General features: G+C 60.2%; 12 protein-coding genes and 1 pseudogene. 6 read left to right on the top strand and 7 right to left on the bottom strand.

The window, feature by feature from the left end; genetic code table 11:
* Positions 1–116: 116 nt before the first annotated feature.
* A pseudogene (locus ACZYOF_RS05735) lies at positions 117–236 on the bottom strand (GNAT family N-acetyltransferase); the annotation flags it as partial.
* Between the two features lie 490 nt (positions 237–726).
* On the opposite strand from ACZYOF_RS05735, the gene ACZYOF_RS05730 reads away from it, so the two are divergent.
* From ACZYOF_RS05730 to ACZYOF_RS05710, 5 genes are all read left to right on the top strand, one after another.
* Positions 727–1,776 (top strand): ABC transporter substrate-binding protein, encoded by a 1,050-nt coding sequence (locus tag ACZYOF_RS05730; RefSeq protein ID WP_463715110.1) that lies wholly within the window; start codon positions 727–729, stop codon positions 1,774–1,776.
* Between the two features lie 46 nt (positions 1,777–1,822).
* Positions 1,823–2,701 carry an ABC transporter permease gene (locus ACZYOF_RS05725; RefSeq protein ID WP_463715109.1) on the top strand — a complete coding sequence of 293 codons (879 nt, stop codon included), beginning with the start codon at positions 1,823–1,825 and terminating at the stop codon, positions 2,699–2,701.
* Positions 2,698–3,516 (top strand): ABC transporter permease, encoded by an 819-nt coding sequence (locus tag ACZYOF_RS05720; RefSeq protein WP_463715108.1) that lies wholly within the window; start codon positions 2,698–2,700, stop codon positions 3,514–3,516. The genes ACZYOF_RS05725 and ACZYOF_RS05720 overlap by 4 nt, the downstream gene beginning before the upstream one ends.
* A gap of 81 nt (positions 3,517–3,597) precedes the next feature.
* Positions 3,598–4,635 carry an ABC transporter ATP-binding protein gene (locus ACZYOF_RS05715; protein WP_463715107.1) on the top strand — a complete coding sequence of 346 codons (1,038 nt, stop codon included), beginning with the start codon at positions 3,598–3,600 and terminating at the stop codon, positions 4,633–4,635.
* Between the two features lie 80 nt (positions 4,636–4,715).
* Positions 4,716–5,693 carry a dipeptidase gene (locus ACZYOF_RS05710; protein ID WP_463715106.1) on the top strand — a complete coding sequence of 326 codons (978 nt, stop codon included), beginning with the start codon at positions 4,716–4,718 and terminating at the stop codon, positions 5,691–5,693.
* Between the two features lie 503 nt (positions 5,694–6,196).
* On the opposite strand, the gene ACZYOF_RS05705 is transcribed toward ACZYOF_RS05710, so the two are convergent.
* The 6 genes from ACZYOF_RS05705 to ACZYOF_RS05680 are packed head-to-tail and all read right to left on the bottom strand — an operon-like array spanning position 6,197 to position 11,838.
* Entirely contained in the window at positions 6,197–7,486 is a 1,290-nt protein-coding gene (locus ACZYOF_RS05705) for an ABC transporter substrate-binding protein (protein WP_394568157.1), read from the bottom strand.
* 16 nt (positions 7,487–7,502) lie between these two features.
* A complete protein-coding gene (locus tag ACZYOF_RS05700) occupies positions 7,503–8,345 on the bottom strand; it encodes a carbohydrate ABC transporter permease (protein ID WP_463715105.1) in 843 nt (280 codons plus the stop codon).
* On the bottom strand, positions 8,342–9,274 hold the full coding sequence (locus tag ACZYOF_RS05695; RefSeq protein ID WP_463715104.1) for a carbohydrate ABC transporter permease: 933 nt from the start codon (positions 9,272–9,274) through the stop codon (positions 8,342–8,344). Before ACZYOF_RS05695 ends, ACZYOF_RS05700 begins: the two co-directional genes overlap by 4 nt.
* Positions 9,271–10,386, bottom strand: coding sequence for an ABC transporter ATP-binding protein (locus ACZYOF_RS05690; protein ID WP_463715103.1), 1,116 nt, complete (start codon positions 10,384–10,386; stop codon positions 9,271–9,273). Before ACZYOF_RS05690 ends, ACZYOF_RS05695 begins: the two co-directional genes overlap by 4 nt.
* On the bottom strand, positions 10,379–11,653 hold the full coding sequence (locus ACZYOF_RS05685) for an alkaline phosphatase family protein (protein ID WP_463715102.1): 1,275 nt from the start codon (positions 11,651–11,653) through the stop codon (positions 10,379–10,381). The genes ACZYOF_RS05690 and ACZYOF_RS05685 overlap by 8 nt, the downstream gene beginning before the upstream one ends.
* Before the next feature lie 2 nt (positions 11,654–11,655).
* Positions 11,656–11,838, bottom strand: a complete 183-nt coding sequence (locus ACZYOF_RS05680) for a hypothetical protein (protein ID WP_130578632.1) — start codon at positions 11,836–11,838, stop codon at positions 11,656–11,658.
* 42 nt (positions 11,839–11,880) lie between these two features.
* Here ACZYOF_RS05680 and ACZYOF_RS05675 point away from each other — a divergent pair, with 42 nt between their 5' ends.
* Entirely contained in the window at positions 11,881–12,099 is a 219-nt protein-coding gene (locus ACZYOF_RS05675) for a hypothetical protein (protein ID WP_463715101.1), read from the top strand.
* Positions 12,100–12,102: the final 3 nt, after the last annotated feature.

The following is a 12,102-nucleotide window of genomic DNA, read 5'->3' as shown; positions in this document are numbered from 1 at the left end:
TGAAGGGCGAAAATCAGTTGCCAAGGGTCATTGCCGGCGTCAAATTTACCGACGGCGTCGCAGAATCGACGACGCCAGCTAACCGCGCCGCCTGATCAGCCCCATCACCCAATTTCGGCCATAGCTCCCGACATGTCCATAGGGAGCGTATAAGTCTCGCCAGCGCGAATGACGGGGCCGATGATCGACCAGATCGATGCGTTATCCTCACTTGTGGCAGGCCTTATCTTCAGCATGAGTGCTTGTTCCGTGGGTATGTCGAGGGAGAGGACAGAGAGCTTCGCCGATGAAGCTCGAGACGAGCCGATTCTAATACAGAGATTCTAATACAGAGAACGGCGATCCAAGTGCTCCGGTCCCCACATCAGGCGGCGCCGCGCCGTGACTTGCCGTGTTGTTGAGGCAATCGCAAACGTAGCTCAACTAGGGCATCACTTCTGAAGTGTAGAACTACGCCAGGTCGATGGCGATGCGATCGTGTGCCGTTTGCTTAGCCGATGGGCGGCCATCTGCATACTTGCTGCACATCGCTCGGGTCGTGCGACGCGACGCCCGTAGCGTCTTCCAACAGCTACAATTTTCATGTCGCATTCATACAAGCCCCGGCTGGCAGTGCACGTATACATTTTTGTGACTTTCGGAACGCGAAAGCAAGAGGGGACACGGGAGGGCACTTGCTGCTTTGGCAATGGCGCCAAAGGAGCGAGTGGCACAACGGAGGGACGCATGGGCTATCTGATCAACCGGCGCGGGTTTCTTGCGGGTGCAACGAGCGCGGTGGCGCTCACGTTAGGCGCGCGCGGTGTCCGTGCCGAAGGCGGCCAAATCATCGTCGCCAATTGGGGTGGGGACTGGAACGATCGCACGGTCCAGTTCTTCGAAGCACCCATTGTCGAGAAAGCCGGTTACACTGTTGTCCGCGACCTCGACGGGTTTGACCAACGCAGAACAAAGATCATTGCGAGCCGCAGGCTGCCGCGTGCGCCGATGGATGTCGCGCATATGGACGATGCGACTGCGTTCGAATTGGCCTCGCTGGAAGCGCTTGACGCGATCGATGAGCAGGCCGTCCCACGACTGAAGGATACCCTGCCCATCCTGCGAATGCCTACGTTCGTTCCGTGGCAATACAGCGCCTGGATCATCGGTTACAATCCCAAGAAATTGAAGGAGGCTCCCAAGAGCTTTGCCGATCTCTGGGACCCCAAATACAAGGGTATCGTCGGTTTGAGCGACGCCCACTGGTTTCACCACATCGAGTCCACGGCACTCAAGCTCGGAAAGTCCCTCGACAACATCAATATCGAGGCCGTGAAAGCCAGCATGATGGAATGGAAGAAAGCGGCCAGCCCGCGCATCTATCCGAACCATTTGCAGATCGAGCAGGCGCTCAAGAACGAAGAGATCCTCGTCGCTCCCGAGTATAAGGCCCGAATCCTGCAATTCGCCTCGGAGGGTGTCGATGTGGTTTCCGCGTATCCGGCTGAGGGCGGCATCGGCATCATCTTCGGCCTGGTGATGCCGAAGAAGGGGCCGAATCCTCAGGCGGCCAAATTCTACTGCAATGCGTTGCTTGACCCGGACGGGCTCACGGCTCTGGTCCAGAAGTCATTCTATTCGCCATCAAACACCAAGTCGGTGTTGCCTGAAGCTGCCGCCAAGCAGATCGAATTTACTGAGCAAGAGAAGAAAGCGATCCATAACCGGCCCCATGCATTCTGGCTGAAGAACCGCAATGATCTGCTCGACTGGTGGAACAAAGAATTCAAGAGCTGAACGCGTCTAGATGACCACGCTAGTAGTTGCACGAGAGTCGAGCGGCATGCCTGCCGTCGCAAGACGCACCCGGTGGGCTGCCCCTTATGCCTTATCGGGACCGGCCTTCGTATTTGTCTCGCTACTGCTGATGCTTCCGCTTCTCATGATGCTGCGGCTGAGCTTCTACCAGTACGACGCGGCGCAGATGTACATCCAGGCGTTCACGCTGGATAACTACGTCAGGTTCTTCAAGGACGAATTCTACCGTCAAGTGTTGTGGACGACCCTCTGGGTCTCGGCAGTCACGACTTTGCTGTGTCTGATCGGTGGATTGGCTGTTGCGTACTTCATGGCCAGGACGAATTCGACTATACTGAAGCGGTATTTGATTATCGCAATCGTCTTGCCGCTGTTCATGGGGAACGTGGCGAGGACCGCCGGATGGATCATCATCCTCGATAACAAGGGCCTATTGAATTTCCTGCTGCAACAACTCGACCCGGGAGGGGAAACGCTGCAGCTACTCTACACGTCCGGCGCGGTAATCACGGGTCTGACGTCGGTCCTATTGCCATTCATGATCGTGACGCTCAACAGCGTCATGCACAATATCGACGTATCGCTGGAGGAGGCGTCGCTCAATCTGGGGGCTTCCGCGCTGACAACGTTTCGCCGGATCATCCTTCCTCTCCTGATGCCGGGTATCTTCGCTGGCTGCGTACTGTGCTTTATCTTGTCCATGAATGCCTATGCGACGCCAATCCTCATCGGTGGGCCCAAGTTCTACATGATGGCGCCGACCATCTATAAGCAGATATCGGCGGCTATGAACTGGCCGTTCGCCTCGGCGCTGGCGTTCATACTAATCTCGCTGACGATGGTGCTCACCGTCGTGTCCGCCGTAATGTTCAATCGGACGGCACGGGTGGGCGCCCTCCGATGACGAGTATAAGCAAAGCGAGCCCGCTCAGGTGGACCTATCTGATTTTCGTATGGGCCATCATACTCTTCGTGCTCGTCCCGCTCGCGACAACGATATGGGTTGCGTTCTTCAGCAACAAGATCCTTTCGTTTCCTCCCGAGGGATACACGGGAACCCGGTTCGTTCAGGCTTGGAGCCTCGAAGCCTTCAGGAGCGGCTTCTTCCTGAGCTTTCAGGTGGCGATCAGTGCGTCGGTGCTCGCGCTATGCCTGGGCGTTCCCGCAGCGCTCGCAATCGGCAGATACAAGTTCCGGGGACGGGAGTTCATCAACACTGTGCTGATGTCGCCGCTGATGATCCCGGCCATCGTTGCCGGCAGCGCGATCTACCTGTTCTACATTGAGCTCCAGATCTGGAGCGACGTTCAGTTCGCCTCCACGGTTTACGGCCTGACTTTGGCCCATGCCTTGATCGCGATACCGTGGGTGTTGCGGCTGCTCGTTGCATCCCTGGCGGGGCTCGATCCGGCGATCGAGGAAGCATCGCTTAGTCTCGGCGCGACGCGGCTTACGACTTTCTTCCGCATCACGCTTCCGCTGATACGCCCGGGTATCACGGCTGGCGTTCTGTTCGGATTCATCGCTTCGTTCGGCGATCTTGAGAAGTCGCTCCTGCTGGTCGGCCCAGGCCGCATCACGTTGCCGATAGCGATGCTCAACTATCTGGAATACCGAACCGATCCGACAATCATGGCGGTCGCGACCATCCAGGTTCTCATCATCGCGATCGCGCTCATCATTTCCGACCGATACGTGCGTCTCGGCCGAACATTCTGAAGAATAGAAGGGCTAACGGTGTCCCAGGTCACCCTCAAGAACGTGGTGAAGCAATACGACTCCTTCGTCGCTGTGAGGGAAATGTCGCTCGATATTGCGAACGGAGAATTCCTGGCGCTTCTTGGGCCCAGCGGATGTGGAAAGACCACGACGCTTCGGATGATCGCGGGCTTTATCGAGGCGAGTGCGGGCCGGATCTTCTTCGGCGATCAGGACGTGACCGATCTTCCGCCCAACAAGCGCAACACGGGAATGGTCTTTCAGGGCTTTGCCCTGTTTCCCCATATGAACGTCCATCAGAACATCGCCTACGGACTGGAGATGCGCCGGGTTCCCAAAGGCGATATCGGACAGCGCGTCGCCAAGGTTCTGGACCTGGTGCAGCTCGGCCGTTTCGCAGAACGCATGCCGCGACAATTGTCGGGAGGGCAGCAACAGCGGGTCGCGTTGGCTCGCGCGCTGGTCATCAATCCGCATGTGCTGTTGCTGGACGAGCCGCTGTCGGCCCTTGATGCGAAGCTACGACACGATGTTCGGTTGCAGATCAGACGATTGCAACAATCGCTTGGGCTGACGACCGTGTTCGTCACACACGATCAGGAGGAAGCGCTCAGCCTGGCAGATCGGCTCGTGGTGATGAACGGGGGTGCCATCGAGCAGATCGGGAGCCCCGCCGATCTCTACGAACGACCGGCTACGCCTTTCGTCGCCGACTTCATCGGTAAGACAAACCTCTTCAAGGGAACGCTGGCTGGCGATAGGTTCACGACCGATGCGGGAATTTCCCTCAGGGTTGCGCCCAAAGTCGCGCGGGCGACGCTGCTTGGGGTGAGACCCGAGAAAATCAAGATTGCCGTCGGCCCGGCATCCGCGGCAACGGTGCACGGCGACGCGAACGAGATCGACGGGGTGGTCGAGCTCATCAGCTATCTCGGACCTTTCACCGAGTATCAGATTAAGGTCCCCGGCGAGCAACGTCTTCTGGTTCAGCAGGCCAATCGGGACGTGCCGGAAGCGGTACAGCCAGGGCAGGCGGTCAGGCTCACGATTGCTCCGGAGTGGTGCTTTCTCTTCAATGCCGACCCAGGCACGAATGCGAACCTGGAGAGCGAGCCCTAACGGAGCATTCACTTGGTACCGGCGGCGTCCCCATCGCTGCCCGGCGTTCGAACATCGATTTGCGTCAGGAGAACAAGAACATGTCGTCGCAACTGCACGAGCGCTCGATCGTCATTGACGGTCTGATCATCTCCAATTTTGGCCGGGATATATTCGAGGACATGCGAAAGGGAGGGCTTACGGCCGCCAATTGCACGTGCTGCATTTGGGAGGGGTTCACCGAGACGATGCGGAACGTGATGCACTGGAAACACTGGTTCCGCGAACATGGCGATCTGATCAAGCAGGTCTATACAACCCAGGACATCATGGCTGCGAAAAAGGAAGGCAGAACCGGGATCATACTGGGGTGGCAGAATATCACCGGTATAGAGGATCAGATCGGCTATCTCAGCCTCTTCAAGGAGCTCGGTGTTGGCATCATTCAGATGGCCTACAACACCCAGAACCTCGTGGGGACCGGCTGTTATGAACGCAAGGACGGTGGGCTGTCCGACTTTGGACACGAGGTGGTTGCCGAGATGAACCGACTTGGCATCCTGCGCGACCTCTCGCATGTCGGTCCTCAGACGAGCACGGACGTGATCCTTGCTTCCAAGAAGCCCGTGACTTACTCGCACTGTCTGCCCGCCGGGCTTAAGTCCCATCCGCGCAACAAGAGCGATGAGCAACTGAAGTTTATCGCCGATCGCGGCGGGTTCGTCGGCGTTACGATGTTTCCTCCTTTCCTCAAACGCGGCGTGGAAGCCACGGTTGACGACTACGTCGAAGCGATCGAATACGTAATCGACATCTGCGGCGAGCGAAACGTCGGTGTCGGCACCGATTTCACGCAAGGTTACGCGCAGCCCTTCTTCGATTGGATCACGCACGACAAAGGCTACGGACACAAGCTCACGGACTTCGGGAATGTGATCAATCCGGAGGGCATGCGCACCATCGGTGATTGGCCAAATCTCACGGCCGCGATGGAGGAACGCGGCTGGAATTCGAGCAAAATCGAGGGCGTGATCGGAAAAAACTGGCTGTCGGTCTTGCGCGAAGTCTGGGGAGCCTAGATCGCCTGGGTATGCAGATCGTCATGAAGGAGGACGAAGCTGATTCCGGTTAGCAAGAAAGGCAAGCCTCTGCGGCTGGGCTCGTTCGAATTCGGCATAGTCATTGCTTGCCACCCCTTGCGTACGCGGGTTTGTTGAGGGTGCCTCCATGAGGAACTGGTTCACGCAGTTGAGGGCATCGCTTAGGTTCAAAGGAGACGTCAGCGATTTTCACATCTGTCCCGACGGTGCGCAGGTGTCGTTGCCCACAGGAATGAGGCAAAGCGATGGGGTTCTTGACTACCATGGTCGTACCGGCCTCGAGCCTGAAATTATCGAACATGGTCCGGTTCAAAGCGAGAAGGATGGCCGAGTTGGAAGAGGGCGATAGCTTCTCATTCTTGCCTGACACATTCTTGGCTTTAGAGCGTTTTCGAGCGAAGTGGACACCGGTTCGCGTGAAGAAAACGCGTCAAGACAAGAATCTAGAACTTCGGTTCTGATTCAATCAGAACCGAAATGCTCTAGCCGCTGCATTTGGGCATAAGGCCATTCACATCCTGCACCAGGCTGGGCATCACTTCCGCGGCGGGGCGCTTGCCCGTCACCAGGCTTTCCGTGTGGCTCTTGATCACCTCGATGATCTTCAGCGAATTGCCACCCGGAAAGGACGCCCAGTCCGTCAGCACCGGCAGTTGCTGAATGCTGGTCATGTGGTTGGGGTTCTTGGCATAGAATGCCCCGAGGAGCTCGGGCGACTTCACCGCGATCTCATTGCCGGGCATGTAACCGGTATAATTCACCATGAGCGTCTGACCGATCGGGCCGGTGACAAACTTCACATACTCCCATGCTGCCTTCCGCCGCTCGGCATCCTTGGCGAAGATCATGGCGACATTGCCGCCCGCAGGCAGCTTGCCGTCTGGTGTTGACAACGGAAACGCGACCGTCTTGAAATCAAAGCGGTTGCCGATCTGGCGGTCTGCCGCAGCCACATAGGACGTGGAATCGACGAGAATGGCGAGGCTGCCGGCGACGAATGACTGACGCGCCTGGCTGATACCGAAATTGGGCATTCCCGACTTGCCAAAAGACTCCAAGGTCTTGAGTGCCCACATGCCGGCATCGTCATTGAACGCTATCGTGCAGCCGTCGGCCTTCAGCATGTGCCCGGCGCGGCTGGTGACGAGTGACTGCAGCAGCCAGTTTCCAGTTTGGTCCCACTGGTAGTAGAATCCCGTCACGCCGGCTCCGGCGCTCGCCTGAATTTTCTGACCTGCGGCGACCAGTTCGGGCCAGGACTTGGGTAGGGCGGCCGGAGCGAGGCCGGCCTTCTTCACCAGGTCGGCGTTCACGTAGAGCACCGGGGTTGAGACCGCAAAAGGCAGACCATAGAGCTTGCCTTTCCATTGGCCGAGCGCTGCGAGCGTAGAGTAGTAGCCAAGTTTGTCGAGGCCGCCATCCGCCGCCACGAAGGTATCGAGGGGGGCGCCGAGACCGCGATCCACGAACAAGCCGATCTGGTTGATGCCGTTGAACGCGACATCCGGCACGCTGCCGGTGATCTGGTCACGCAGGATCTGCTGTGCCCCTTCTTCGTATCCAGCCACTGGATTGCGAAACTTCACCTTGATGTCGGGATGGGTCTCGGTGAAGCGCTTGGCCAGCTCCTGCTGAAGAGCATTGAAGGTCCCCGGCGTGGTGTAAAGCACGTCCAGCGTCATCTCCGCATGGGCAGGGGTGACCGCGAAGGCGGCCAGGAATGTGGCACCCACGCCCCTCAACACGCGGCGCGGCAACAGTCTGTCGAGCATGACAATCTCCCTTTGGTCACTTCATGGCAGTGGTTGCCAGCCCGTCGATGAAGCGGCGCTGGGCGAAGAGGAAAGCGAGTAGCAGTGGGGCGACGATGATCGTGGCGCCGGCCATGAGCGGGCCGAGGAATTGACCCGCCTCGTCGTCGCGGAACAGGAGGATGCCGAGGGCCGGTGTCGAGATGTCTTCGCTCCGCACGGCAATGAGCGGCCAGAACAGGTCGTTCCAGTGGGCCACTACCGAGAAGATGCCGAAAGCGGCAAGCGCTGGCGCGCTCATGGGCATCATGATGCGCCAGATGATCTCGAACTCACCGAGTCCATCGAGCCGCGCGGCGTGGATGATCTCGTCGGGGATGGATCGGAAGAACTGGCGCAGCAGGAAGATACCGAAGGCAGAGATGATCCAGGGAAGAATGAGAGCCGCGTAGGTGTCGAGCAGCCCGAAGACGTAGAGCAGGACAAAATGGGGAATGGCCAGGGCCTGCGGGGGTACGAGAAGCCCCACCAGTACCGTGGAAAACAAGGTGTCGCGTCCGCGGAAGCGCAGTTTGGCGAGGGCGTAGGCGCATGGCACGCAGATCACGAGCTGCAGCGCGAAGATGACCGCGCAGACGAAGACACCATTGAGCAGGAAACGGAGCATCGGCGCTGCGGTCAGCGCAACGCGATAATTTTCAAGGCCGTGGAAGGTTTTGGGCCAAAGGTGGAAGTCGGGTTGAAAGATCTCATCCGGTGGCTTCAGGGACAAGCTGACCATCCACACGAAAGGCAGCAACGCGAATGCTGCCGAAACGACAAGCAAAGCGTGGCGCGCGATGCGTCCCGCGAGCCGGGATCGGCGGCGATGCGCGCTCACGAATAGTGCACCCGGCGTTCGATGAAGCGCGCCTGGGCAAGCGTGAGGGCGATCACGATAGCAAGGTAGACCACTGTCAGGGCTGCGCCGTAGCCGGTGCGCAGATAGTCGAAGCTTTCGGAATAGAGCCGATTCAGCAGGACCTCGGAGGCGTAATTCGGACCGCCCTGGGTGAGCACGCGCACGCTATCGAACACCTCAAAGGCGCGGCTTGCGGTGAGGACGATGACGAACATGGTGACCGGCCCCAACATGGGGAGAGTCACGATGCGCAGCCGGTCAAAGAGGCCGTCCGCTCCATCGACTGCAGCGGCATCGTAGAGCTGTTGGGGCACCGCCTTCAGGCCGGAGACAAAGAGTACCATCGCGAAGCCAAAACCCTGCCAAACGCCAATAAGGGCGACGGCGAGGAGCGCGGTGTGCTCGTCCCGCAGCCAATTGATGCCGGTCACGCCGAATGCGGCGAGCGCCCGGTTGACCAGGCCGATGCTGGGATGAAGCATGGTGCCCCACACCACGGCCATCGCCGACATGGTGGACATGACCGGCAGAAAGTGCACCGCGCGATAGAAGCCGCGCAGGCCAGGGCTCGCCTCGATGAGCAGAGCTGTGGCAAGGCCAAGCCCCACCGTCCCCGGCACCACGATAGCGACATAGATGCAAGTGTTGACCAGGGCCTTCAAAAAGGGCGGGTCCGCCCACAACGCAGCAAAATTCTCGATACCGACGAAGTGGAAGGTCGTGGCGCCCAACTGCCAGTCGGTGAACGAGAACAGGATCACCGCCGCGGCCGGGCCAAAGAGCAGGCAAATCAGCAGGATCAAGGCCGGGGAGACGGCGAGCCAGCCGACCGTGGCCTCTGCAGCCTGATGCTGCCGACGACGGGCAACCGGGCGAGCGCGGCGGTGGACCAAGGCCATCACGCTCATGCTGCCACCCGCTCGATATCGCCGCAGCGCCTGCCAGCCTCGTCGAACTGCATCAGTCGCGCAGCATCGACCTTGAGCCCAACCGCGCAGCCGAGCGAAAAGCGTGGTTCGTCGGGTGCGGTGCGGATCACGACGGTTTCCGAGCCGTCGCGGAGCGCCACATGCACGAAGATATCTGAGCCGAGATTTTCAAGATCCGTCACGGTGCCACCGGGCAGGCCAGCGGTTGGCGTGGTCAGGACGGCTGCTTCTGGACGAAATGCGAGGTGCCTGGTCTGCGGTGCAAGGATTGCCGACAGAATCGGTCGATCGTCCGCCCAACGGCCGCGAGCGACCACGTTGATCTTGGGGCTGCCGATCATCTCGGCCACCCTCAGATCCTGCGGGTCCCGATAGAGCTTTTCTGGAGGGCCCACCTGGAGCAGCTCGCCGCCGATCACCACGGCCACGCGGTCCGCCATCGTCATGGCCTCTGACTGGTCATGCGTGACATAAACGAAGGTAACGCCGAGGCGGCGGTGCAGCGCGGTGATTTCCGTGCGCATCTGCACTCTGAGCTTGGCGTCGAGATTGGATAGCGGCTCGTCCATCAGAAAAACGGTGGGATGCCGCACCATTGCGCGCCCGAGGGCGACGCGCTGGCGTTGACCGCCGGAAAGCTGGCCGGGCTTGCGGTGGAGCAGATGGGCCACGTCGAGCATGGTGGCGGCCTGCTCCACCTCCATGCGAATGCTCCTTTCGATGCCGGTGCGACCCGGCAGGAGCCGTCCGATGAGCGGCAGGCGCTGTGCGAAGGAGAGCCGCCGCGTGCGCAATGGCAGCGCGATGTTGTCGAATACGGTGAGATGGGGATAGAGGGCGTAGGACTGAAACACCATGGCGACGTCCCGGTCCTTTGGACGGGCGCCATCCACGGGCCGGCCGCCCACGCTCACCTCGCCGGCGTCTTGATCCTCGAGCCCGGCGATGATCCGCAGCAAGGTGGACTTGCCGCAGCCGGACGGCCCCACCAGGGTCAGGAATTCCCCATCCTGAATCTTCAGGGAGACGCCCTTCAGGACCGACACCTCCCCATAGCGCTTCTCGATGCCGCGCAGCTCGATCTCAGCCACAGTCGCCTCGCTGTAGCGCGTTGCCGTCTGTGCCGGAGCCGGGCAGACCGAGATGAGCAAGAATGGTCGACGCGATGTCGATAACCGAGGCTGCTTTGGAGCGCACCGCGCCGGCCAAGAAGCCCGGACCCGAGATCATCAGGAAAGGCGACTGCTCGGCAGCCCCAAGCCCACCGTGCTGACCTGCGCCGATGACATCTTCCTTGCCTTCGGAACGCTTGGCGGCAAAGCTTGTCCCGACAATGCCGAAAGCGTTGGGAGCCTCGGTCTCGCGCATGGAGACGGCACAAGCGAGTCCGTTGTCGGTGGACTGGCCAATACGGTGCAACTCGGCCCTCATCAGTACGGTTCCGGTCCAGTCTTGGCCAGCCAGGAAGCTTGCGATTGCCGCCTCGCGCCCAGCGGCGTCCGGGTGAAGATAGATCAGTGCCGAAGTGCCGTTGGAGGCCACCACCACCTCGTCGGAATCGAGACTTTCCTTGAGGCCTGCGGCGACCAGCTCAGCCTCGATGTGAATGACGTCGCTCACGGTTTGATGACCGTGATCGGATCCAAGGAGAAAGAGCACATCCTCGCGGTCGGGCAATTGCGCCACCGCGTCCATGACGCGCTTCGCGTTCCGATCGGCTTCCATCAGGACGGCCAGGTGTTCGGGCGAGCCCAGCGGCAGAGCGTGCTGGGACGAGTCGGGTTCGCCCAGCCACATCAGAGTGAGGGCGGGAGGACTCGCGGCCAGCACAGTCTCCGCAATGAAACGCTCGGTCATGGCTCGATCGCCAGCCACGTCCAGGGTCACGCGAAGCTGCTCAGCTTCGGGTAGGGGAATGCGGCCTCGCCCGAACGAGCCGGCGCGATGATAGACGCGTCCGTGGCCGTCGGGATCGTGAGCATAGGCCGCACCAGGCGACACGTTGCTGAATATCACAGCGCCACCGTGCTCACGCAGCCGCTCGGCAAGAGTCGGAACGCCAAGGGACCGTCCGGTGACACGTCTTTTGTGCTGGAGAAAATCCGGCCGGCCCGCATCGTGACGCACAAGGCGGCCGTCTTCAACGAGGACCATGGTGTTGCCCTGGAGCCCGTGGCGCGCCGGCAGGCAGCCGGTGGCGAGGCTGGCGGAGACCACGCGCGTGCATGAAGGAAAGATCGTGCTGTAGTCTGAGAATTGCTCGGCACGCGCAGCAAAGGCAGCTAGGTGCGGCGTGGTCTCGGGACCGACGAGGTCCCGGCGCAGGCCGTCGAGGATGACGAGGATGGCGCGGCGCACGTTTACGCTTCCACCTCGTTGAGCAGCACGAAAGAGGCGCGGCATCCGCGCAGCACCCGTGCTGGGTCGCTGGTGCGACCGGCCTTCAACCGATGTTCGACCGTCTCTGGCCGCTCGGGCCACGCGCGGAGTTTTCCGTTCACGTCCTGAGCAAGCCGGATCGGCGTCGGTTCACCACTTTGCATGTCGTTCCATCGTTTGCGCCTGAGAGGAGGCGACTCCTAACGGTGGCCGACGACACTTTTGTGACTATACAGGTACATTTGTTCCATGCACCGAATTGCGATGTGGATCGTGCAGCATGGAGGCCGGATGTACTGGACCAAGCAAACAAAGACGAAAACGCGCGCGGCGCTGATTTTGCGCTCATGGCGCGGGTCTGCTGGCACCACTTCAAGGAAGGACAAACCCAGGATGTGATCGCCCAACATCTCCAATGTCTGTGACTA

Source organism: Bradyrhizobium sp. LeoA1Lang (assembly GCF_055413685.1).
Note: the sequence above shows the minus strand (reverse complement) of the source record. Positions and strands in the feature narration are given on the sequence as shown.